The sequence below is a fragment of the Acinetobacter calcoaceticus genome (assembly GCF_016508255.1).
GTDB lineage: Bacteria > Pseudomonadota > Gammaproteobacteria > Pseudomonadales > Moraxellaceae > Acinetobacter > Acinetobacter calcoaceticus_E.
Map to the genome: position 1 here is coordinate 22,497 of NZ_JADVKT010000007.1, position 22,468 is coordinate 44,964.

Genomic DNA, 22,468 nt, shown 5'->3' on the forward strand with positions numbered 1-22,468 from the left:
CATAAAAGAGATTTGAGGATACCATTATGAATATGGCAGTAGAACTTAAAGCAGTCGCAAAATCGGCACATTTAACCCCAGAGCAAACAGAAGCTTTTGGTCGCCGTATCGAAGAAATTCGTCTTGAAGTGATGAAAGATCTCGGGGAAGAAGATTCAAAATATATTTATAAAGTACGGAATTTTGTACGCTACACCGAAATTGCATCACGTGGCATGTTGATGTTTGGTGGTTGGATTCCACCAGTATGGTTGTTGGGTACGGCTATGCTAGGCATATCTAAAATCGTTGAAAACATGGAGCTCGGTCATAATGTGATGCATGGTCAGTTTGACTGGTTAAATGACCCAACGCTTAATGGTGCAACCTATGACTGGGATACGGTGTGTACTGGTGAAGACTGGAAATATACCCATAACTATAAGCATCATACCTATACTAATGTGTTTGGCATGGATCATGATATTAGCGGTTATGGTGTGATGCGCATGAGCCGTGAGCAAAAGTGGGAACCCCGTTTTTTATTCAACGTGCCAATGGGTTTTGTATTATCGACGGGTTTTGAATGGCTACTGGCTTTGCAACGTCTAGAGATGGAAAAAGTGTTGTTTGATGGCACCAAAACTTGGAAAGAAGTGTATGTAGAATCTAAAAATCTACGTAAAAAAATGGTACGTCAGTTTGGTAAAGATTATGTGCTGTTCCCACTCATTGCAGGACCAATGTTCTTGCCAGTATTGGCTGGTAACTTTTTTGCTAACTTGATCCGTAACTACTGGGCATCGACTGTGATTTATTGTGGTCATTTCACAGAAGACTCTGAAATTATCACTGACAATATTGATAATGAAACCAAAGCAGAGTGGTACTTGCGTCAGATTCGTGGTTCAGCAAACTTTACTGGCGGTAAAATCATGCATTTCTTGAGTGGTAACTTGAGTCATCAAATTGAACATCACTTGTTTCCTGATGTACCTGCCAACCGCTATCAAGAGATGGCGCCTAAAGTACGTGAAGTCTGTGCAGAGTTCGGGCAACAGTACAATACCGCGCCCTTTGGATCTCAAATTTTGAGTGTGTATAAACGTCTGGCTGTTCACTCTTTACCTGACAATGTGGTTGATCATTTAGTGGCGACCAAGCGGACCTTTGTTGAGGCAGTGAAAGGCATGTTTGGCAAAGCTGCTTAATAAAGATAAGGCAGTGTTTAAGGTATTCAAAATAGCTCCTTTTAAGGGGCTATTTTTATTTTTGAGTCATGAAAAGTGCAGACTTACATTTGAAAGTAGGGAATAAACTCAACCTGTCAAAATCCTTTGCTATACTATGCCCAAGTTTGTATTTAAGAGAAGTTAGGAAGGATTATGCGTATTGACCAACGTGCATTAGACCAATTACGTGAAGTGAAAATTACACGAAACTATACCCGTTATGCTGAAGGTTCTGTGCTGGTCGAGTTTGGTCACACCAAAGTCCTTTGTACTGCAAGCATTGATAACTCAGTGCCACGCTTTTTAAAAGGCCAAGGCCAAGGCTGGGTAACAGCAGAATATGGCATGTTGCCGCGCTCAACACACTCACGTTGTGATCGTGAAGCTGCTCGTGGTAAGCAAACTGGTCGTACTCAGGAAATTCAACGTCTGATTGGTCGTAGCTTACGTGCTATGGTTGATTTGAAAAAGCTTGGTGAAAATACGATTACTATCGACTGTGATGTGATTCAGGCAGATGGTGGTACACGTACTGCTTCAATTACTGGTGCGGCTGTCGCATTGGTTGATGCTATGAATGTTTTGTTATCTCAAAAGAAAATTAAGCATGATCCGCTTAAAGGATTAGTTGCTGCAATTTCTGTAGGTATTTATCAAGATGAAGTTTTACTTGATCTTTGCTATGAAGAAGATTCGAACTGTCAAACTGACTTAAACGTGGTGATGACACAAGCGGGTGAGTTCATTGAAATTCAAGGTACAGCCGAAGATAAACCATTTACCCGTGCGCAAAGCAATGCCATGTTAGAAATGGCTGAAAAGGGAATTGCCGAGCTCATTAAAAAGCAACAAGAAGCTTTAGGCTGGTAATTTTACGCTTTCTAAAAAACGCATCTTCGGATGCGTTTTTTTATGCCTTCATCAAATCGACATAAAAACATCATTTGCTTGTCACTTTTTCACTTTATTAGTAGTTCGCATTTAAACCGTTTGGAAAAAACCAATGCGAAAAATTTCACTTCTATTAATTACTTCTTTAGCACTTTTGCTCAGTGCTTGTAACGATAATAACGACTCAGATAATTCATCGCCAACAACACCGCCGACCAGTAATTGCAAAATGCACTGTGCGCCATAATAAGAACTCAGGATAAAAAACTAATGAATCGTCGCGAATTTCTTTTAAATTCTACAAAAACCATGTTTGGAACAGCTGCTTTGGCGAGTTTTCCACTCAGTATTCAAAAAGCGCTTGCAATCGATGCTAAAGTTGAAAGTGGAACTATTCAAGATGTTAAACATATTGTCATTTTGACTCAGGAAAACCGTTCTTTTGATAACTATTTCGGAACACTCAAAGGCGTACGTGGTTTTGGTGATCGCTTTACCATTCCAATGACAGAAGGCCGAAAAGTATGGGAGCAATATGATGCTAAGAAAAATAAAATATTGCCCTACCATTTAGATAGCCGTTTAGGAAACGCACAGCGCGTTTCAGGTACGCCTCATTCATGGTCCGATAGTCAAGCTGCTTGGGACAATGGTCGCATGAGCGACTGGGTTGCATATAAAAAGCCGCAGTCGATGGGTTACTACAAAAAACAGGAAGTCGAATACCAGTTTGCCTTAGCCAATGCTTTTACGATTTGTGATGCTTACCACTGCGCTATGCATGCGGGTACTAATCCAAACCGTAAGTTTATCTGGACCGGAACAAATGGCCCTACAGGGGCAGGTGTTGCCAGTGTCGTAAATGAATTTGATGGGATTGGATCATCAGCAGAAGGTTATGAATGGACGACTTATCCTGAACGCTTACAACAAGCTGGCGTGACATGGAAAGTTTATCAAAACATGCCTGATAACTTTACAGATAACCCGTTAGCTGGTTTCAAACAATATCGCCGTGCAAATGAGCAATCTGGTCAACCTGTAAGTAATGATACGCCAATATGCCCAGCATATGATGAAAAGATCGATGCAAATCAACCACTTTATAAAGGTATTGCTAATACCATGCCAGACGGTGGTTTTTTGGGTAGCTTTAAAGCAGATATCGCTCAAGGTAAATTGCCTCAAGTCAGCTGGTTAGTTGCTCCAGCAAATTATAGTGAGCACCCTGGACCATCTAGCCCTGTGCAGGGTGCTTGGTATATGCAAGAAGTATTGAATGCATTAACTGAGAATTCTGAGCTATGGAGTCAGACAGTTTTATTAGTGAACTTTGATGAGAATGATGGTTTCTTTGACCATACTCCTTCACCAAGTGCGCCGTCTAAAGATGCGAATGGTGTTGTATACGGGAAAACGACTTTAACTGATCAGCAAACATCTTATGAATACTTTAACCATCCGGCAGTAGCGGCCTCAAAATCTCAGCCTAAACCAGATGGTCGAGTGTATGGGCCAGGGGTACGCGTTCCAATGTATGTGATTTCTCCGTGGAGCCGTGGTGGTTGGGTGAATTCACAAGTCTTTGACCATACTTCTATTTTGCAATTCTTGGAAAAACGCTTTGGTGTGCAAGAGCCGAATATTAGTCCATATCGCCGTGCCGTATGCGGTGACTTAATGACAGCTTTTAACTTCAAAACACCAAACCTCATGCCTATAGCCCAATTAGATGGCAAGAAAACAAAAGCTGAAGCCGATGCGATTCGTGTTGCTCAAGCTTTATTGCCACAAGTTCCTGTTCCAAGCCAGCAACAATTTCCTCAACAGGAAATGGGAATTAGACCATCGCGTGCTTTACCTTACATTTTGCACACCAGTGCCAAAGTTGATACAGCACAAAAGATTGTAAAACTGATGTTCTCAAACACAGGCAAACAAGCAGCCGTTTTTCATGTGTATAACCGATTAGATCTTAACGTAACTCCACGTCGTTACATGGTTGAGGCGGGTAAACAGCTTGATGATGTGTGGAATGCTCCAACTGGTGAATATGATTTGTGGGTACTTGGGCCAAATGGTTTCCACCGTGCGTTTAAAGGAGATCTAAACCAAGCTAACCAGACTCAAGCACTACCGGAAATTAGGGTATGTGTTGAAGAGTGTGATGCGAATTTATATCTAAAAGTTCGCCATGATGGTAATAAGTCAGTCAAGCTAATGGTCAAGGCAAATGCTTATCTTGCAAATAAGACTTGGAATATAGAAACGAACAGTTCTGAAAAAGAACTAGTTTGGGATATGTCTGAATTTGGGGGGTGGTATGACTTCACTGTGACTTTGGCAGATGATGTGACTTTTAGTCGTCGTTTTGCCGGCCGTATAGAAACCCAAGAAGATTCAATTTCTGACCCATATATGGGTTATCTTGAATCATAAGTTCTTTGAAGGAATGTGCAAGAGAGTATTATCTTTCTTGCACATTTTAAAAATTATGAAAAATCATATAGATCAACAAAAAAAAGAGGATATGGCTACGTTTTGTAACGGAACCTCCTAAGCTCTGTCATATTTATCTTTTATTGTAAGACCTTAATTTTTTGAAAGAGTAATGGGGAAAATTTATGCTACAAGGTTTTATTGTATTATTAGCAGTAGTTACATTTGTTTTGATGGCTGCCGACCCACGAGATAACGGGGCGCAAGCGACTCAGTCAGCATGGCAGAAAACACAAGCGGCAGACATGACCAAGTCGCAAAAACATACGAATAACGATGTGGATTTTATTTAAGCATTAAAACGCATTGATAAATCAACAGCTCTAACGTCTTTAGTCAGTACGCCCATAGAAATGTAGTCAACGCCAGTGGTGGCAACTTCGCGCAAGTTTTCAATGGTGATATTACCTGATGCTTCTAGCTTACAGCGACCAGCAACATGTTTTACCGCATCAATCATTTGCTGTTGACTGAAGTTGTCGAGCATGACAATGTCTGCACCAGCTTCTAGCGCTTGGTTTAGCTCATCCCAAGTTTCAACTTCGACTTCAACAGGTTTGCCTGGCGCAATTTGATGTGCTTTTGCAATTGCCTGAGCAATGCCGCCAGCTGCCATAATATGATTTTCTTTAATTAAGAACGCATCAAATAAACCGAGACGATGGTTTCGTCCGCCACCAATAGCTACCGCATATTTTTGTGCAATACGTAGGCCTGGTAAGGTTTTTCGCGTATCAAGAAGTTTGGTGTTTAGTCCTTCGAGATGCTGTACATATTCGGCTGTTTTAGTGGCAACAGCAGATAAAGTTTGAATAAAATTCAACGCAGGGCGCTCTACAGTAAGTAAGCTGCGTGCAGAACCTGACAGTTTTAAAAATGCTTCGTTTGCAGCAACACGATCACCTTCTTGTTTTAACCAAGTCACCTGAACCGTATTGTCATAGGCTGAAATGAGTGCATTCACCCAAGGCTGTCCGGCTAAAACCATATCTTCACGGCTAATAATGGTCGCGGTTGCTTGCTCATCTTCAGGTGTGAGCATAGCGGTAATGTCACCGTCCCCAATATCTTCTTGTAATGCTTGTTGAATATTGATTTGAATTGATTGTTCAAGCAAAGACTGAGGTATGCTCATACGGTTTCCATTTTGTCGATGACCCTAAAACTTGCGATATATTAGCACCGTCGACTTTAAAAATAAGCTGTTTTATGAGATTAATCGCGATAAACAATCGAGCTTACTACTTTGAAAAGTTAGTAACTGCTTTAAACTAAAACAATTGGCAAGCAATTTATTGGCATTTCAATGAAACAAATTACACCGTATGAAGTTGTAGATGGACAATTAAAAGGGGCGAGACAAATCCCTTCTCCAAATTTTAACCAGCGGCCGACTGGTACCGAAATTCAAATGATTGTAGTTCATAATATTAGTTTGCCGCCGTCTCAATTTGGAGGTGGCTATATTGAGCAGTTTTTTCAAAATAAGTTAGATTGGTCGGTTCATCCCTACTTTCAGACCATTGAAGGCATGCAAGTTTCTACACATCTGTTGATTTTAAGAACTGGAGAAGTACTGCAGTTTGTTAATTTTAATGATCGAGCATGGCATGCAGGGCGTTCGAGTTATTTAGCCAAAGTAGAATGTAATGATTACTCAATAGGTATTGAACTTGAAGGAAGTGATGACCTGCCTTTTGAAGAAGTACAATATGAAGCTTTAACTGACGTTGCTACTGCCATTCGCCAAGCTTATCCAGAAATTAAAAACCATATTGCAGGGCATTCAGACATTGCGCCCGGCCGAAAAACTGATCCGGGACCTTATTTTGAATGGCGGCACTTTAGACAATTGTTGCTTCAGAAAAAAAGTTGAGTTCATTCATCATTTCACAACGAAAAGATTTTCTAGTTTCATTACAATAGCGTCTTTCGAATATAGCTGTAGGTGAGTACGATGGCATTGTGGCGATCGACTTTTATTGTCAGTGCAATGACGATGTTGTCACGAGTGTTAGGACTAGTGCGTGACGTCGTATTGCTCAATGTGTTTGGTGCAGGTAAAGATTTTGATACCTTCGTCGTCGCTTTTCGTATTCCCAACTTCTTTCGACGATTGTTTGCCGAAGGTGCCTTTTCTCAGGCCTTTATTCCAGTATTAACTGAATATAAAACAGGCCGAGCACATGCTGAAGTGCAGATCTTGATTAGTCGGGTATTTGGCTGTTTGCTAACAGTCATGACTTTACTTACTTTTGTGGCTATGGTTTTAGCACCAGCTATCATTTATATGTACGCACCTGGCTTCCATAGCGATCCTGAAAAGTTCGATTTAGCAGTCAGCATGTTCCGGTTGACCATTCCTTATTTATTATTTATGTCACTGACTGCTTTTGCCAGCAGTATTTTAAATAGTTATGGTTCGTTTGCTTCACCAGCTTTTTCACCAGTTTTACTGAATGTTGCGATGATTGCAGGCGCATGGTGGCTTACGCCGTATATGGCTGAACCAATCAAAGCATTAGGCTGGTCAGTGGTGGTAGCAGGGGTATTGCAGTTAGCTTTGCAGATTCCGGAACTATGGCGTAAAAACTTGCTGATTCCACCTAAAGTTGATTTTAAACATGAAGGTGTAGAGCGTATTTTAAAATTAATGCTTCCAGCATTATTTGGGGTATCTGTTACCCAGATTAACCTGTTATTAAATACGATTTGGGCATCTTTCATGCAAGATGGTTCAGTATCTTGGCTCTACAGTGCGGAGCGTATGACTGAATTGCCGTTAGGCTTAATTGGCGTTGCGATTGGTACCGTAATTTTACCTTCACTTTCTGCCCGTCATGCAGAACAAGATCAAGCCAAGTTCCGCGGTATGATCGACTGGGCTGCTAAAATTATTGTATTAGTTGGCTTACCAGCAAGTATTGCCTTATTTATGCTTTCTACTCCGATTATTCAGGCATTATTCCAACGTGGTGAGTTTGATCTGCGTGATACACAAATGACAGCTCTAGCACTGCAATGTATGAGTGCAGGCGTGATTGCATTTATGCTGATTAAAGTCTTTGCACCTGGTTTCTATGCACAGCAAGATACCAAAACACCTGTACGTGTCGGTTTAATCTCAGTCGCAGCGAATGCTATTTTAAACGTTGTATTTATTGGTTTCTTTAAGCTGATTGATTGGCATGCAGAGCATATGGCACTTGCATTGGCATCTTCTGGCTCAGCTTTAGTGAATGCGAGTCTACTCTATTTTTATTTACATAAACGTAATATTTTCCGATTTGATTCGCATTGGAAAAAATTAGGACTTCAATATGGTTTGGCTAACCTTGCCATGATTGCAGCACTTTGGTTTGGGTTAAATTGGTATAACGGTGAGCTTTCACAGTGGCTACGTATTGCCGAAGTGGTTGGATTATGTGTTGTTGGCGTAGTTGCTTATCTGGTCGCTCTAGTCATTACTGGTTTTCGACCTAGAGACTTAAAACACTAAAAATAAAAAAAGCGATCTTAAATGATCGCTTTTTTATATCTAATGAATCTATTTTGGTAAAACTTGCAGTAATTCAATATCAAAAATTAAAGTATTGTTTGGGCCAATAGTATCACCAGCACCTACTTCACCATAAGCCAGATTTGCAGGAATAAAGAAACGGGTTTTCCCACCTTCTTTCATGGTTTGCAGACCTTCTGTCCAACCTGTAATCACTTGACTGAGCTGAAACTCAACTGGATGATTACGAGCAATCGAACTATCAAATACAGTCCCGTCTAGTAAACGGCCTTCATAATTTACTTTAACACGAGATGTAGCTTTCGGTTTTTGACCATTACCTTCTTTTAATACTTGGTATTGGAGACCAGATTTGGTCGTAATCACACCTGATTTTTTAGCATTTTCTGCAAGAAATGCAGCGCCAGCCTGAGCATTTTGTTGACCTAATTTTTGAAACTCGACTAACTGTTTAGCTTCTAAAGTTTTTTTATACTCATTAATTGCTTTCGCCATTTCTTCGTCTGTCAAACGAGCGCTTTTCTTCTGTGCACCTTCTTGAAGGCCTTGATAAAAGATATCAAGATTTAAATCTGTTAATGCATCAGTATTATTTCGACCCATTAAATAGCCATAACTATAGCTAAACTGTTCTTTTGCTGGACTTTTATTTGTTATCGAGGGTGCAGCAAAAACAGATAAACTCATTGTTGATGTTGCAATAATTAAACCAATTTTTTTCATGCTGTTTTCCAAAAAAAAGGAGAGTAGTGTTCTACTCTCCTGAATGTTGTTATTTCACTGAAATGAGTTCTACATCAAAAATCAGTGTACTGTTTGCTGGAATACCAGGAATTTCCTGCGGGCCATAGGCAAGATTTGATGGAATAAAGAACGTTGCTTTACCGCCTTCTTTCATCAATTGAAGTCCTTCCGTCCAGCCTGGAATTACTTGATTAAGAGGGAACTCAACTGGCTGACCGCGTTTATAAGAACTATCAAAAACCTGACCGTTAATTAAACGACCTTCATAATGTACTTTAACTATAGATTGTGCAGTAGGCTGCTTACCTGTACCTTCTTTAGTAATGATATATTGCAAGCCAGACGCCGTCGTTTTTACTCCAGCTTTTGTTTTATTTTCTGCAAGGAATTGAGCATCTGCAGACTCAGGAGCAGTACCAGCAGCTTGTTCTGGTTTATTCTGTTGCTGCATTTTTTGCTGCAATTCTTTTTCATAAGCCGCTACAGCAGCTTTTAACTCTTCTTGAGTATAGGCACTTGGCTGCTTGCTGCGAGCATCATGGATGCCTTTCACAAATGCTTTTGTATCTAGCTCAGGTGGAGTTTGCTGAGCAACTTCATATCCAAGAACATAACTGATTTTTTCAATTGGAGAGGCATTTTTATTTGCCTTGCTTCCGACTTCTGTGGTCGGATGTTGGCTTGCATAATATACTGGTACAAGTGCAGCACCGCCTAAAACTACAGCGACAGCAATGGGTAAGGCTTTACTCATAAAAGGTTCCAAAAATAATCATTTGAGTCTAAAAGGCTGCTTTGATCTTAGCATGCTTAAGCATAGAATGTTTAAGAAAAAAAACGAGTGGTTTTTTATATATTTTAGTTAGTTTTAGTAGGGATATACTTAAAAGAAGCTTAAATAAAAAACCGGATCATTTGATCCGGTTTTTTAGAGAATTTAAAATTAATCCTCTTTTTGTGCCTTATAAGCGTAAGCATAGTTATAGCCATAACCACCGCTAGCACGCTGAATGTCGTTAAGAATAAAGCCATTGACTTTAACGCCAGCTTGCTCAAAACGGTTAACAGTTAATTCAAGCTCTTTCATATGAGACTTGATATAACGAGCTACAATTAAGTTCACGCCAGTGTATTGAGAAATAATAATACCATCGGTTACAGCCAGCACTGGTGGAGTATCAATGATGATATGATCATATTGAGTCTGTAGTTGCTCAAGTAATTCTTTGAACTGCGTAGAACTCAACATTTCCGAAGGATTGGTTGGGCTCTTGCCACGAGTAATCACATCAAGATTCGCAACTTGTGTTTTATGTAATATTTGTGACAAATCAGCTTGTCCACTCAATAATTCAGAAAGGCCTGGTTTTACATCGACATCAAAATATTTATGCATATAACCACGACGCATATCTGCATCAATAAGCAATACACGTTTGTTACTTTGAGCAAAAATTGTAGCAAGGTTAGTCGAAATAAATGATTTTCCGACTTCTGGAGACGGGCCAGCAATCATAATGATATTGTTTTTTGCATTTGCTAATGCAAAGTGAATCGCTGTTCGGATACTACGTAGACTTTCAATTGCGATATCATCACTATTTTTAACCGCAAGAATAGGAATACTCTTTTTCTTCTTCAAGATATTCATACGAGTTTCTTGAATCGGAGAACGTGGAACGGTCGCATATACTGGGAGATCGAGTTCATTTTCGATTTGGGCAGAATCTTTAACGCCGCTACGCATCATATTACGTAATAACGCAATCAGTACGCCTATAAACCCACCAACTAAAATAGAAAGAATTAATACAATCAGTCTTCTTGGTTTAATTGGTTTAACGGGTTCTACAGCAGTATCAATAATGCGGACATTACCAATTTCACCTGCATTAGCAATTTTGAGCTGCTGATAAGAGTTAAGCAAAGATGTGTAAAGCTCGGTATTTACTTTTACATCACGATAAAGTTGTAAATATAAACGTTGTGTTTCAGGGAGTTGTGTTAAACGATTGTTGAGGTCAGCAATCTTTTTATTAATTTCTGCAATTTGCGCATCAATTTGGCGGATTAATGGATGATCATTGGTATATTTTGCTGAAAGCTCAGCTTGTTTTTGTTGCAACTCAATCTTAAGCTTTTCTAGATCAATGTTTTGTTTAAGTAATAGCTCAGATTCAGCGTTCACATCTACTGTTTTATACTTTTCCCGGAATTGGTTAAATTTGATTTCAGAATCTTCTAGTTGCTTTCTAAGGAGTGGTAACTGTTTCTCTAGGAAAGCTAAAGTTTGTTTAGATTCTAGAGACTTTCGCTCAATATTCTGTTGATGATAAACATTTAGAACATTATTGAGTACTTGAGTGATATGTTCTGGATCTTGACCTAAATAGCTTAAACCAATAACACCAGTCATCTTACCTTTTTCAGCAACATTATAGATATCATTAAAGTTTTTAACGGCTGTTGGAAGGGCGAGCTTAGCTAATGTGAATGTTTGTTTTTTCAAATCACCTTGGGCACTAAGTTGTACTTGCCATAACCCTTTTTCAGTATTTAGTACATTTTTCTTGTTTAGCACACCATTAAATACAGTTTGGTCTTTATAAGTTAGAGTAAATTGATGGATATCTTTAAACTCTAATTTTAGGGGTTTATCTAGATAATATTCAGGTATGACAAGTTGTTTAACTATTAAGTTGTTATTTTTATTAGTATAAATTAAAGCATCATGATGATAGTCAAGTTTGCTCTTTTCTTGTGAGATTAGCTTAGAGATCAATCCTGATTGGTTATCTTTGATGTTAATATCAAGATTGAGATTATGAATCACTTGCCCTAAAACCATTCTAGAACGAAGAATCTCTATTTCAGGATCAGCCGGTGATTTTTGAGATAGACCTCCGCTGACTTTAGAAAGATCCCCAAGCAGAGCAGCAGAGGCAGCACCTTTACTATCTTCAACTTGTACCATCGCATCTACAGCGTAAGTGTCTGGTGTTATTCGCAAATATAGCAAGGCACAAATTAAACTTAAGACCACGCAGCATGCTATGATTTTCCACTGTGCAATCAATGAAAAGAATAACTCTTTTAAATCGATGCTATCTTCGCTAGTTTTAGAGTTTTGGTTCATAAATTTACAACTAATATACAATTATAATTGAGTGCGCCAATCTTGCACATAGCTTTGAATGTTGCGGCAAGTCTGATCAAAAAAAGCTTGGTCATGCTGATAAGGATCAGGTACATTTTGTCCTTGCCAATGACCAAGCCTAAAAATTTTTCCCTTAGCAAAGGGCCAAGTTTGTTCAATATGCTTTTGTTGATTATTGCTCATCACCAAAATTAAATCATTTTGTTTAATCAACTCTGCATTAATCTGACGAGCAATATGAGTGCGCATATCGATGCTCAACTGATCCATACAATAAATAGCTTTGTCATCTGCAGCATGGCCTACTAAAGCCGAAATACCAGCTGATGAGATATTTAATGTAGGGTGTTGATCTTTTAATAAGTACTCTGCCATTGGGCTGCGGCAGATATTACCCACACAGACTACTAAAATATTTTGTAATAGCATGCTAATTTTTACCCAATTGATCAAAGGTATAAAGTGCACTTGAGAACGGTACAATTTGGTTCATAATACGTTGCCAACGAGTTAGGCCGGTTGCATCAATATAAACAATATCATTTTTTTGCATTTGAAATTGATTGGACAATGCAAGGTTACCAATACTGCTCAAGTTAAGCTGATAAATTGTTGATCTTTTTGTTTGTAAATCTGTACGCATGACATAAATACGAGCGGCACTTGCAGAATATGGATTAACTCCTTCACTTTCACCTAGTACATCACTTAAGCTCATACCTTGATCTCGTAATGGAATCGCTGAGCTTTTATTAGACTCACCCATAACATAGAGTTTTTGATTTTGTTTGGTATTTACATAGATTGTGTCATTGGGTTGTACCAATAATTTGTGTAGCGAGTATCCTCGCTTTTCAAGCGCAACGACATTTAAGTTATAAACCTCACCATTTCTAATGAGTTGAATATCAGTATTGTCACCAGATTCTTGATTTACACCACCAGCCATACTTAAGGCTGTATAAATACTAATGGGTTGATCGTCTAAAGTATATTGTCCACTTTTCATGACCTGACCATTAACAAAGTAGCGTTTGGCTTGGTAAGACAATACTCGAACTACAACGTCAGGCGTTTTTAAGTATTTGGAAAATTGACTTCGTAAATATTTATTGGTCTCAGCCAGTGTTTTCCCTGCAATATGAACTTGCCCCACAAGTGGTAGTTGGACATTTCCTGCAGAGTCAATCGGATATCCAAACGCTTTAATATCACTAGAAGCACCTTGAATAGGTGGAGTGATTTCAGGATAAGCCCAGAGTTGAATTGATAAGACATCCCCAGAGCTTAAGCGATATTGATAAAAAGGGGTATTGAATAAGGCGCTTATATTTCCTTGCGGACGCAAAGATTCAGAACTGATTTCTGGAATATTATTTTGGGTGAGTTGGATAACAGAAACTTCAGCTCCTTGTTCTGTTTTAAAACTCCCTTGTTCAGGTAAGTCATAAGTTTGTAAGCCTGATGTGACAGCACATCCTGTAAACGAAAGTGAAATGGCTAAAAATAATAATGTGCTTTGATGCTTCACATTCAAACCCTTTATTGTTTGTAATCCAATGATACTTTGCATTGAAGACATTGGATTGTAGTCTATAATTAACCCAAATCATACTTTATTTGCCGAGCAGAGATTGTATATTTCGAGAAAATTTTGTTTAAAGTCTGCTATATTAACGTAGTAGGTCGTATCCATGATGTTTGCCCATTTACAATTAAATGGTTAGGTTTTATATATGTTTCAACTTGAACAACTAAAAATAGCAATTATCGGCTTAGGGTATGTTGGATTACCTTTGGCGGTTGAGTTTGGTAAACATAAACCTACAATAGGATTTGATATAGACCAAAAACGAATATTAGAGTTGCAAGGTGGGTACGACCATACTTTAGAGGTCACTTCAGATGAGCTAATGCAGGTGCAGCAGCTTTCGTATACGGCGCATATTGAACATTTACAAAATTCAAATTTCTTTATTGTCACAGTGCCAACACCAATCGACGATTTCAAGCAACCGGATCTAACTCCTCTTATAAAAGCATCTCAAAGCATTGCTAAAGTGTTAAAAAAAGGCGATATCGTTGTTTATGAGTCAACTGTTTATCCTGGTGCTACAGAAGAAGTGTGTATACCTGAGTTAGAAAAACATTCAGGTTTAAAGTTTAATCAAGATTTTTTTGTGGGGTATAGCCCTGAGCGCATTAATCCTGGTGATAAACAGCGACGTGTGACCAATATTTTGAAAATCACATCGGGATCTACTCCTCAAGTAGCTGATTATGTGGATCTAGTTTATAACCTAATTATTGAGGTAGGGACACATAAAGCACCAACTATAAAAGTTGCTGAGGCTGCAAAAGTCATCGAAAATACACAAAGAGATGTCAATATTGCATTAATCAATGAGTTAGCTCTTATTTTTAATAAAATGGGTATTGATACCGAAGATGTGCTTAAAGCAGCGGGTACAAAGTGGAATTTTTTAAAATTTAGACCAGGTTTGGTTGGTGGTCATTGTATTGGTGTTGATCCGTACTACTTAACGCATAAAGCAGAGTCAATTGGTTTACACCCTGAGATTATTTTAGCAGCTCGTCGTTTAAATGATCGTATGGGTGAATACGTGGCAACCCAACTAATTAAAGAAATGGTGAAGCAGCGCATACAGGTTGTCGGTGCCCGTATTTTAGTTTTAGGTCTAAGTTTTAAAGAGAATTGCCCAGATATTCGAAATACCAAAATTGTAGATATGGTAAAAGCACTAAAAGAATACGATTTAGATCTTGATATATATGATCCCTGGGTTGATAGTGCTGAGGTTGAAGCAGAGTATGGTTTAGCGCCAATTATGGAGTTAAAACAAGGTCAGTATGATGCTATCGTCATTGCGGTTGCACATGATCAGTTTAAATTGATGTCTAGCGCAGAACTCATTGCATTAGGCAAAGAAAAACATGTTTTATATGATTTAAAATATGTTTTAGATAAAGAACAAAGTGATATTCGACTGTAAAAATTACTAACATAGGAATTTTATGAAAATTTTAGTTACAGGTGGAGCTGGTTTTATTGGTTCTGCTGTTATTCGTCATATTATCCAAAATACAAATAATAATATTCTTAATGTTGATAAATTGACATATGCTGGAAATCTAGAGTCGCTCAAAGAAGTTGACCAAAATTCAAGATATCAATTTTCTCAAACTGATATTTGTGATCGAAAGGCTTTAGATGTTTTATTTAAAGAGTTTCAACCAGATTTAGTGATGCATTTGGCAGCAGAGTCACATGTAGATCGCTCAATCACTGGGTCTGCTACATTTATCGAAACCAATATTATTGGTACATATCAGTTATTAGAAGCTGCACGTCATTATTGGAATAATTTGAGTGACAATAGAAAAATAGCATTTCGTTTTCATCATATCTCAACTGATGAAGTATATGGAGATCTTGAAGGCACTGAAGATTTATTCCATGAAACAACATCTTATGCACCAAGTTCTCCATATTCTGCAAGTAAGGCGAGTTCGGATCATTTAGTACGCGCTTGGAATCGTACTTATGGTTTACCAGTAGTAATTACGAATTGTTCTAATAACTATGGACCATATCATTTCCCAGAAAAATTAATTCCTTTAGTAATATTAAATGCATTAAAAGGGAAACCTTTACCAATTTATGGTAAAGGTGACCAAATTCGTGACTGGCTATATGTTGAAGATCATGCGCGTGCACTTTATAAAGTTGTTACTGAAGCTAAATTGGGGGAAACTTATAATATTGGCGGCCATAATGAACAAAAAAATATCGATGTCGTAAAATCAATTTGCGAGTTACTTGAAGAACTTGCCCCAAATAAACCTGAAGGCGTGGCCCATTACGTTGATTTAATTACTTATGTCAAAGATCGCCCTGGTCATGATTTGCGTTATGCAATTGATGCGACGAAAATTAAAGAAGATTTAGGTTGGGTGCCAGAAGAAAGTTTTGAAACAGGTCTTCGTAAAACAGTTGAATGGTATTTAAATAACCAAGAATGGGTTGAAAACGTACAAAGCGGTGAATATAAAAACTGGGTACAACAACAATATCCGGCTAAAAAAGCCTAAATTTTGAGTGATAACCATGAAAATATTATTGCTTGGAAAAAATGGACAAGTTGGTTGGGAGTTACAACGCGCTTTGCAACCACTTGGTGAGGTGATTGCACTTGATCGTTCTACAAGTTTAGATGGTTTAAATGGTGATTTGGCTAATTTTGATCAAATTAAACAGACTATTGAAAAAGTTCAGCCAAATATAATTGTAAATGCAGCTGCATATACCGCGGTTGATAAGGCTGAATCTGATAAAGAAAATGCTGATTTAATTAATCATCTCGCTGTCAAAAATCTAGCTGAACTTTGTCAAACTCATCATATTTTACTCATTCACTATTCAACGGATTATGTTTTCAATGGTGAAGGAACAAAAGCATGGTCTGAGAGTGACTTAACGGATCCAGTAAATTTGTATGGAAATACGAAGCGGCTTGGTGAAATTGCACTTGAGCAAAGTAGTTGTGCTTTTATTAACTTTAGAACATGTTGGGTTTATGGTTCGCATGGTAATAACTTTATAAAAACGATGTTGAAATTAGCTTCAAATCGTGAAGAGCTAAGTATTATTCATGACCAGATTGGTGCGCCAACAGGGGCTGCTCTTATTGCGGATGTAACAGCACAAGCATTAAAGTATTATTCATTAATGGGTGCTCAGCAACAAAAAGATTTATTAGGGCATTATCATTTAGCTGCTGCTGGTGAATGCTCGTGGTTCGACTATGCACAATTTGTTTTTGAATTAGCAAAACAAAAAGGTCAACCTTTAGTAATTCAAAAAGTAAATCCAATTGAAACAATAGCATACCCCACTCCAGCTAAACGACCTTTAAATTCACGTTTAAATACAAATAAACTACAAGCAAATTTTAAAATACACTTACCGAATTGGAAGTTAGGTGTAGCACAAGTTTTAGAGGAAATTATTTGATGAGCCAAGTAAAACGTAAAGGTATTATTCTTGCCGGTGGTTCAGGAACTCGTTTATACCCAATCACGATGGGTACATCAAAACAATTATTGCCAATTTATGATAAACCAATGATTTATTATCCATTGTCTGTTTTGATGTTGGCAGGAATCAATGAGATTTTAATTATTTCCACTCCAGAAGACTTACCTAATTATGAAAAACTTTTAGGTACTGGTGAGGAAATTGGTCTAAAGCTTTCATATAAAATCCAGCCATCTCCTGATGGTTTAGCTCAAGCATTTATCTTGGGTGAAGAATTTATAGGTGAAGATAATGTTTGTTTAGTTCTAGGTGACAATATTTTCTATGGTCAAAGTTTTGGAACGCAGTTAAAGCGCGCAACTGAAAAAGCGACTGGTGCAACGGTATTTGGTTATTATGTAAATGATCCAGAGCGTTTCGGAGTTGTTGATTTTGATGAAAATGGAAAAGCTTTAAGTATTGAAGAAAAACCAGAATATCCAAAGTCACATTATGCAGTTACGGGTCTTTATTTTTATGATAATAAAGTAGTTGATATTGCGAAAAATATTAAGCCCTCACACCGTGGTGAGCTAGAAATTACTGATGTAAATAATGTATATCTTCAACAACAACATTTAAATGTCGAGTTGTTGGGCCGTGGATTTGCATGGTTAGATACAGGTACGCATGATTCACTACTTGAGGCGAGTCAGTTTGTTCAAACAGTCGAGCATCGCCAAGGTCTAAAAATAGCTTGTTTAGAAGAGATAGCATTTAATAATGGTTGGATTGATGAACAACAACTTCTTAAACGTGCAAATTTCTTTAAGAAAACGGGGTATGGTCAATATTTATTTAAATTACATAATGAACACTTGGAAAAATGATGTTTTTGTAAGAGTTTGTAGATGATTGTGAATATTTTAAAGTATAGAGATAAAAAATGAACGTAATTGAAACGAAGATTAAGGGTCTTCTAATTTTAGAACCTAAAGTTTTTGGTGATGACCGTGGCTGGTTCATGGAAAGTTTTAATCAAAAAGCTTTTGAACAAGCACTAAAAGAGAGAGATTTAGAAGTTCCACAATTTGTTCAAGACAATCATTCTTTATCTCAAAAAGGTGTTTTACGAGGATTGCATTATCAGTTGACTCCATATGCTCAAGGTAAGCTGGTCCGAGTTGTGCAAGGACGTGCATGGGATGTTGCTGTTGATATTCGTGTAAATTCGCCAACATATGGTCAGTGGGTCGGTGTTGAACTTTCAGCTGAAAACCATAAACAGTTTTGGATACCGGAAGGCTTTGCTCATGGGTTCATAGCTTTAGAAGATAATACACAATTTTTGTATAAAGCTACCAATTACTATAATAAGCAAAGTGAAAGAGCAATTATTTGGAATGATCCGACACTTAAAATTACTTGGCCTCTAGATGGGGTAGTGGAGGTGTCGGTGAGTGAAAAAGATCTTGAGGCTGAGTTTTTTGTGAATAACTAAGCCCTAGTTAAGACGTAAAGTAAATGTGTAAAGATCAAATCTAATTAAAATAAGCAGTTCCCTAAATTGATTATAGAAAGCTTTTGGGAATAGTTTATGTATTGAAACAGAACAGAGGAAAAGATGGAAATTAAAAAAGCCCCAAAAAGTACTGATATGTTAAAGGGTAAAACGCTTTTAATTACAGGCGGCACAGGCTCTTTTGGTAATGCTATGATTAAGGGTTTTTTAAACTCAGATCTTAAAGAAATAAGAATTTTTAGTCGTGATGAAAAAAAACAAGAAGATATGCGTATTGCTTATAAAAATGAAAAACTAAACTTTATAATTGGTGATATACGAAATTTTAATGATATAAATCAAGCAATGATGGGGGTAGATTTTGTCTTTCATGCAGCTGCATTAAAGCAGGTTCCTTCATGTGAATTTTATCCAATGCAGGCTGTTCAAACGAATATTCTGGGTGCAGAAAATGTATTGGAAGCAGCAGCAAGAAACAATGTCCAACGAGTTGTGGTTTTAAGTACAGATAAAGCTGTTTATCCAATTAATACAATGGGTATGTCGAAGGCGTTAATGGAGAAACTAGCAGTTTCGAAGGCCAGAGATACTAGAGTTAAAAATATAGATGCAGTCTATACAGCCACACGTTATGGCAATGTAATGTGTTCACGTGGATCAATTATCCCGTTATTTATTAAACAAATTAAAGAAGGCTTACCTTTAACTATTACTAATCCTAAAATGACTCGTTTTATGATGTCATTACAAGACTCTGTCGAACTAGTTTTGTTCGCTTTTAGTCAAGGTAATCCTGGTGATATTTTAGTACAAAAATCACCAGGTGCAACGATTGAGGTTTTAGCTCAAGCACTTAAAGAACTCTTTAACGCAGATAATGAGATCAAAATTATTGGCGAACGTCATGGTGAGAAGCTATTTGAAACTCTTTGTTCAAAAGAAGAAATGGCGAAAGCAGATGATTTAGGAGACTTTTATAGAATTCCTGCTGATTTTCGAGATCTAAACTACAGTAAATATGTGCAAGAGAATGCACCTGCTTTATTAGATGAGGAATATAATTCACACAATACGCATAGATTAAATGTTGAGGAATTAAAAGAATTATTGCTCACGTTAGAGTATGTTCAAGATGAATTAAAATCACATCAAGGATAATAAAATGTTACCACTTATAAAAACCAGTTTGCCTGAAAGAGAGCTATTAATACCTCGCTTAGAGGAAGTTTTGTATAGCGGTTATATTGCCCAAGGTGAGATTGTTGAAAATTTTGAAAGAAAATTCGAAGAATATATTGGAAGTGGAAATACACTGTCATTAAACTCAGGAACTGCAGCATTACATATCGCATTGATATTGGCTGGGGTTGGGCAAGATGATGAAGTAATTAGTACGGCATTGACTGCTGAACCGACTAATGTTGCAATTAAGATGGTCGGGGCAAAAGTTCGTTGGGCTGATGTCGATTATGAGACTGGTAATATATCACCTGACTCGATTGAGAAAGCAATCAATGCTAAAACGAAGGCAATTATTGTTGTCGACTATGCAGGTATTCCTGTTGACGTAAAGAGAATTCAGGAAATTTCTGAAAAGTATGGTATTCCAGTCATTGAAGATGCTGCGCATGCAATAGGTGCTAAATTTAATGGGAAAAAAACAGGAAATCATTTTCCGTTTACTGTTTTTTCTTTTCAAGCGATAAAACATCTAACAACAATAGATGGTGGTGCTTTACAGATTCAAGATGATGCTCTTTATGAGCGAGGTAAAATTATAAGATGGTTCGGGTTAGATAAAAAGAAAACAAGATTAGATAATAATATAACAGAACAAGGCTATAAGTATCATATGAACAATGTGAATGCTTGCGTTGGCCTTTTACAATTGGAAGGAATCGATAAAATTGTTGATAAGTATATAGAGAATGGTAAATACCTTGACCAAAATTTAAAAGATATACCGGGTGTAGAGTTAATTAAATATTATGATAACTCAGAACCATCTTACTGGTTATACACATTAAAGGTTGAGAATAGAGCTAACTTTATTAAAATGATGGAAGCGAATGGCATTGCTGCTTCTGAACTTCATAAACGTAATGATTTACATGAATATTTAAATGACAATCCTACAGAATTGCCAAATTTAGATCGGTTTTATGAAAAGATGGTGCATATTCCATGCGGATGGTGGGTCACTAAAGATGACTGCGATAAGATGATTGAATTGATTCGGAAAGGTTGGTAATGATTCCCATTTTTAAACCCTATATGCCCAGTGATATCTTACCAGAATTAGAGAATATTCTATATTCTGGTCAATTAGCATATGGAAAATATGGAAAATTATTTGAATCAGAATTAGCCAAGTTTATAGGGAACCCATATGTAATCTCGGTGAACTCTTATAATCAAGCTATGTTGTTGGCTCTATCTATATTAAATTTAAATCCAGGGGACGAAGTAATTGCTTCCCCTGTAAGTTGTTTGGCTTCGAATCAGCCTTTTGTGATTAAAGGATTAAACGTGATTTGGGCCGATGTTGATCCAAACACTGGGGCACTTTGTGTTGAAGATGTTAAAAAAAGAATCACTTCAAAAACCAAAGCGATATTCCATAATCACTTCTGTGGTTATTTAGGTGATGTAATAGCAATAAATCAACTAGCTAAAGAGCATGGTCTTTGGGTTGTGGATGATTGTATTGAAGCCTTTGGAACAGAACATAATGCTCAAAAAACAGGAAATTTAGGCGCTGATCTAACGGTATTCTCTTTTCAAACAGTTCGATTGCCAAATACGGTAGATGGTGCTGCAATAAGTTTTTCATCTAAAGAGTTATATGAGAAAGCTATTCTTATGCGCGATTATGGCATAGATCGGAAAAACTTTAGAACCTCTATGGGGGAAATTAATCCAAATTGTGATATCTCATTAGAAGGATATGGCGCAACGCTTAGTGAAATTAATTCATATATTGGTTTAAAACAAATGGATAATTTGCCTAATTTGTTGAATAAACAGAGAAGTAATGCTGTAAATTGGAATAATAAAATTCAAGAAATGTCAGCGATAAAACCTCTAAGCTTAGTGTCTGGTACAAAGCCAAATTATTGGGTTTTTGGTGTTTTATGTGAGAATAAAGAAAAAGCATTGGAAAATTTTCGTAAAGAGAATTGGTATGCGACAGGTGTTCATATCAATAATAATATTTATTCTGTTTTTAATAATTTTGAAACTTTAAATGGAGTAAATGAATTTATGAGTAAATTTTTAGCTTTACCATGCGGTTGGTGGGTAGAGAAAATTTAAAGATAGGTTACCAATATGTATCAAATTAAGTTGATAGCACACAAAGAAATAACTGAAAATGAATTAAATGAAGTTGTAAGAATTAAATCTGCGCAATGGCATTATAGTTATGATGAACAATTACAATGGATAAAGAAAAATATAAAGGACTTAGATATTCATGTACTGCTATCTTTAGATGGGCGAAATGTAGCTTATTTAAATTTAATTGATATTGATTTATTTGTAGAGGAAATAGCAGTAAAAGGTTTTGGAATTGGTAATGTATGTGCAATTGAAAAGGGAAAGGGTTTTGGCTTTGAATTAATGAAAGAGGTGAATGAGACTATAATTCGATTAAATAAAGTTGGATTGTTATTTTGCAAAGAGCCATTATTAAAGTTCTATCGTTCCTTAGGTTGGAAAGATCTAGCATCAGAAGAATATAAGATAAATGGTGATAAACTAGAGGTTATGATATACAACGTAAATTATGATAATAAAATTTTGATCGAGTATGATGGAATCCTCTTCTAGCAATAAGTATCTTAAACTATTTATTTATAAGAGCATCCAAAACCAGTGCACTAGA

22 protein-coding genes are annotated in these 22,468 nt (G+C 37.1%); 16 read left to right on the top strand and 6 right to left on the bottom strand.

Annotated features, from left to right (window positions below; genetic code table 11):
- Nucleotides 1-26 precede the first annotated feature (26 nt).
- The 5 genes from I5515_RS13675 (at nt 27) to I5515_RS13690 (ending at nt 4,894) form a co-directional block, all read left to right on the top strand.
- Nucleotides 27-1,190 (top strand): fatty acid desaturase family protein, encoded by a 1,164-nt coding sequence (locus I5515_RS13675; RefSeq protein WP_199967794.1) that lies wholly within the window; start codon nt 27-29, stop codon nt 1,188-1,190.
- Between the two features lie 174 nt (nt 1,191-1,364).
- Nucleotides 1,365-2,081 (top strand): ribonuclease PH, encoded by a 717-nt coding sequence (rph, locus tag I5515_RS13680; protein WP_199967796.1) that lies wholly within the window; start codon nt 1,365-1,367, stop codon nt 2,079-2,081.
- Between the two features lie 133 nt (nt 2,082-2,214).
- Nucleotides 2,215-2,349 carry a hypothetical protein gene (locus tag I5515_RS17610; protein ID WP_265092300.1) on the top strand — a complete coding sequence of 45 codons (135 nt, stop codon included), beginning with the start codon at nt 2,215-2,217 and terminating at the stop codon, nt 2,347-2,349.
- 23 nt (nt 2,350-2,372) lie between these two features.
- Entirely contained in the window at nt 2,373-4,541 is a 2,169-nt protein-coding gene (locus I5515_RS13685) for a phosphocholine-specific phospholipase C (RefSeq protein WP_199967801.1), read from the top strand.
- A 185-nt stretch (nt 4,542-4,726) separates the two neighbouring features.
- Complete coding sequence (locus tag I5515_RS13690; RefSeq protein WP_199967803.1) at nt 4,727-4,894, top strand: hypothetical protein; 168 nt, start codon at nt 4,727-4,729, stop codon at nt 4,892-4,894.
- On the opposite strand, the gene nadC is transcribed toward I5515_RS13690, so the two are convergent.
- Nucleotides 4,891-5,736, bottom strand: coding sequence for a carboxylating nicotinate-nucleotide diphosphorylase (gene nadC / locus I5515_RS13695; protein ID WP_199967805.1), 846 nt, complete (start codon nt 5,734-5,736; stop codon nt 4,891-4,893). The two genes, I5515_RS13690 and nadC, sit on opposite strands and share 4 nt — an antisense overlap.
- 171 nt (nt 5,737-5,907) lie before the next feature.
- Here nadC and ampD point away from each other — a divergent pair, with 171 nt between their 5' ends.
- Together ampD and murJ are read left to right on the top strand one after the other, a co-directional pair.
- Nucleotides 5,908-6,477 (top strand): 1,6-anhydro-N-acetylmuramyl-L-alanine amidase AmpD, encoded by a 570-nt coding sequence (ampD, locus tag I5515_RS13700; RefSeq protein ID WP_199967807.1) that lies wholly within the window; start codon nt 5,908-5,910, stop codon nt 6,475-6,477.
- A gap of 72 nt (nt 6,478-6,549) precedes the next feature.
- On the top strand, nt 6,550-8,100 hold the full coding sequence (gene murJ, locus I5515_RS13705) for a murein biosynthesis integral membrane protein MurJ (protein WP_199967809.1): 1,551 nt from the start codon (nt 6,550-6,552) through the stop codon (nt 8,098-8,100).
- A 48-nt stretch (nt 8,101-8,148) separates the two neighbouring features.
- Here murJ and I5515_RS13710 read toward each other — a convergent pair whose 3' ends face one another.
- From I5515_RS13710 to I5515_RS13730, 5 genes are all read right to left on the bottom strand, one after another.
- Nucleotides 8,149-8,844, bottom strand: a complete 696-nt coding sequence (locus I5515_RS13710; protein WP_199967811.1) for an FKBP-type peptidyl-prolyl cis-trans isomerase — start codon at nt 8,842-8,844, stop codon at nt 8,149-8,151.
- Between the two features lie 49 nt (nt 8,845-8,893).
- Nucleotides 8,894-9,619 (bottom strand): FKBP-type peptidyl-prolyl cis-trans isomerase, encoded by a 726-nt coding sequence (locus I5515_RS13715; RefSeq protein ID WP_199967813.1) that lies wholly within the window; start codon nt 9,617-9,619, stop codon nt 8,894-8,896.
- 189 nt (nt 9,620-9,808) lie between these two features.
- Nucleotides 9,809-12,001, bottom strand: a complete 2,193-nt coding sequence (locus tag I5515_RS13720; RefSeq protein ID WP_199967820.1) for a polysaccharide biosynthesis tyrosine autokinase — start codon at nt 11,999-12,001, stop codon at nt 9,809-9,811.
- Nucleotides 12,002-12,022: 21 nt separating this feature from the next.
- Nucleotides 12,023-12,451 (bottom strand): low molecular weight protein-tyrosine-phosphatase, encoded by a 429-nt coding sequence (locus tag I5515_RS13725; RefSeq protein WP_199967823.1) that lies wholly within the window; start codon nt 12,449-12,451, stop codon nt 12,023-12,025.
- 1 nt (nt 12,452) lies between these two features.
- A complete protein-coding gene (locus I5515_RS13730; protein WP_199968037.1) occupies nt 12,453-13,595 on the bottom strand; it encodes a polysaccharide biosynthesis/export family protein in 1,143 nt (380 codons plus the stop codon).
- A gap of 163 nt (nt 13,596-13,758) precedes the next feature.
- Here I5515_RS13730 and tviB point away from each other — a divergent pair, with 163 nt between their 5' ends.
- The 9 genes from tviB to I5515_RS13775 all read left to right on the top strand — a co-directional run bounded on the left by tviB (nt 13,759) and on the right by I5515_RS13775 (nt 22,413).
- On the top strand, nt 13,759-15,036 hold the full coding sequence (gene tviB, locus I5515_RS13735) for a Vi polysaccharide biosynthesis UDP-N-acetylglucosamine C-6 dehydrogenase TviB (protein WP_199967825.1): 1,278 nt from the start codon (nt 13,759-13,761) through the stop codon (nt 15,034-15,036).
- Nucleotides 15,037-15,058: 22 nt separating this feature from the next.
- Nucleotides 15,059-16,135 carry a dTDP-glucose 4,6-dehydratase gene (rfbB, locus tag I5515_RS13740; protein ID WP_199967826.1) on the top strand — a complete coding sequence of 359 codons (1,077 nt, stop codon included), beginning with the start codon at nt 15,059-15,061 and terminating at the stop codon, nt 16,133-16,135.
- Nucleotides 16,136-16,151: 16 nt separating this feature from the next.
- Nucleotides 16,152-17,057, top strand: coding sequence for a dTDP-4-dehydrorhamnose reductase (gene rfbD / locus I5515_RS13745; protein WP_199967827.1), 906 nt, complete (start codon nt 16,152-16,154; stop codon nt 17,055-17,057).
- Nucleotides 17,057-17,950 carry a glucose-1-phosphate thymidylyltransferase RfbA gene (gene rfbA, locus I5515_RS13750; protein WP_199967829.1) on the top strand — a complete coding sequence of 298 codons (894 nt, stop codon included), beginning with the start codon at nt 17,057-17,059 and terminating at the stop codon, nt 17,948-17,950. The genes rfbD and rfbA overlap by 1 nt, the downstream gene beginning before the upstream one ends.
- A gap of 56 nt (nt 17,951-18,006) precedes the next feature.
- Nucleotides 18,007-18,561: a dTDP-4-dehydrorhamnose 3,5-epimerase gene (rfbC, locus tag I5515_RS13755; protein ID WP_199967831.1), complete on the top strand. Its 555-nt coding sequence runs from the start codon at nt 18,007-18,009 to the stop codon at nt 18,559-18,561.
- Nucleotides 18,562-18,717: 156 nt separating this feature from the next.
- Nucleotides 18,718-19,740, top strand: coding sequence for a polysaccharide biosynthesis protein (locus I5515_RS13760; protein ID WP_199968038.1), 1,023 nt, complete (start codon nt 18,718-18,720; stop codon nt 19,738-19,740).
- Between the two features lie 4 nt (nt 19,741-19,744).
- Nucleotides 19,745-20,833 carry a DegT/DnrJ/EryC1/StrS family aminotransferase gene (locus I5515_RS13765; RefSeq protein ID WP_199967833.1) on the top strand — a complete coding sequence of 363 codons (1,089 nt, stop codon included), beginning with the start codon at nt 19,745-19,747 and terminating at the stop codon, nt 20,831-20,833.
- Nucleotides 20,833-21,897, top strand: coding sequence for a DegT/DnrJ/EryC1/StrS family aminotransferase (locus I5515_RS13770; RefSeq protein ID WP_199967835.1), 1,065 nt, complete (start codon nt 20,833-20,835; stop codon nt 21,895-21,897). Before I5515_RS13765 ends, I5515_RS13770 begins: the two co-directional genes overlap by 1 nt.
- 15 nt (nt 21,898-21,912) lie before the next feature.
- Nucleotides 21,913-22,413 carry a hypothetical protein gene (locus I5515_RS13775; protein ID WP_199967837.1) on the top strand — a complete coding sequence of 167 codons (501 nt, stop codon included), beginning with the start codon at nt 21,913-21,915 and terminating at the stop codon, nt 22,411-22,413.
- Nucleotides 22,414-22,468: the final 55 nt, after the last annotated feature.

What these genes read in the sequence shown, in the direction of transcription:
- I5515_RS13675 (WP_199967794.1), top strand. Translation starts at nt 27, where the DNA reads ATGAATATGGCAGTAGAACTTAAAGCAGTCGCAAAATCGGCACATTTA.
- rph (WP_199967796.1), top strand. Translation starts at nt 1,365, where the DNA reads ATGCGTATTGACCAACGTGCATTAGACCAATTACGTGAAGTGAAAATT.
- I5515_RS17610 (WP_265092300.1), top strand. Translation starts at nt 2,215, where the DNA reads ATGCGAAAAATTTCACTTCTATTAATTACTTCTTTAGCACTTTTGCTC.
- I5515_RS13685 (WP_199967801.1), top strand. Translation starts at nt 2,373, where the DNA reads ATGAATCGTCGCGAATTTCTTTTAAATTCTACAAAAACCATGTTTGGA.
- I5515_RS13690 (WP_199967803.1), top strand. Translation starts at nt 4,727, where the DNA reads ATGCTACAAGGTTTTATTGTATTATTAGCAGTAGTTACATTTGTTTTG.
- nadC (WP_199967805.1), bottom strand. Translation starts at nt 5,736, where the DNA reads ATGAGCATACCTCAGTCTTTGCTTGAACAATCAATTCAAATCAATATT.
- ampD (WP_199967807.1), top strand. Translation starts at nt 5,908, where the DNA reads ATGAAACAAATTACACCGTATGAAGTTGTAGATGGACAATTAAAAGGG.
- I5515_RS13710 (WP_199967811.1), bottom strand. Translation starts at nt 8,844, where the DNA reads ATGAAAAAAATTGGTTTAATTATTGCAACATCAACAATGAGTTTATCT.
- I5515_RS13715 (WP_199967813.1), bottom strand. Translation starts at nt 9,619, where the DNA reads ATGAGTAAAGCCTTACCCATTGCTGTCGCTGTAGTTTTAGGCGGTGCT.
- I5515_RS13720 (WP_199967820.1), bottom strand. Translation starts at nt 12,001, where the DNA reads ATGAACCAAAACTCTAAAACTAGCGAAGATAGCATCGATTTAAAAGAG.
- I5515_RS13725 (WP_199967823.1), bottom strand. Translation starts at nt 12,451, where the DNA reads ATGCTATTACAAAATATTTTAGTAGTCTGTGTGGGTAATATCTGCCGC.
- I5515_RS13730 (WP_199968037.1), bottom strand. Translation starts at nt 13,595, where the DNA reads ATGCAAAGTATCATTGGATTACAAACAATAAAGGGTTTGAATGTGAAG.
- tviB (WP_199967825.1), top strand. Translation starts at nt 13,759, where the DNA reads ATGTTTCAACTTGAACAACTAAAAATAGCAATTATCGGCTTAGGGTAT.
- rfbB (WP_199967826.1), top strand. Translation starts at nt 15,059, where the DNA reads ATGAAAATTTTAGTTACAGGTGGAGCTGGTTTTATTGGTTCTGCTGTT.
- rfbD (WP_199967827.1), top strand. Translation starts at nt 16,152, where the DNA reads ATGAAAATATTATTGCTTGGAAAAAATGGACAAGTTGGTTGGGAGTTA.
- rfbA (WP_199967829.1), top strand. Translation starts at nt 17,057, where the DNA reads ATGAGCCAAGTAAAACGTAAAGGTATTATTCTTGCCGGTGGTTCAGGA.
- rfbC (WP_199967831.1), top strand. Translation starts at nt 18,007, where the DNA reads ATGAACGTAATTGAAACGAAGATTAAGGGTCTTCTAATTTTAGAACCT.
- I5515_RS13760 (WP_199968038.1), top strand. Translation starts at nt 18,718, where the DNA reads ATGTTAAAGGGTAAAACGCTTTTAATTACAGGCGGCACAGGCTCTTTT.
- I5515_RS13765 (WP_199967833.1), top strand. Translation starts at nt 19,745, where the DNA reads ATGTTACCACTTATAAAAACCAGTTTGCCTGAAAGAGAGCTATTAATA.
- I5515_RS13770 (WP_199967835.1), top strand. Translation starts at nt 20,833, where the DNA reads ATGATTCCCATTTTTAAACCCTATATGCCCAGTGATATCTTACCAGAA.
- I5515_RS13775 (WP_199967837.1), top strand. Translation starts at nt 21,913, where the DNA reads ATGTATCAAATTAAGTTGATAGCACACAAAGAAATAACTGAAAATGAA.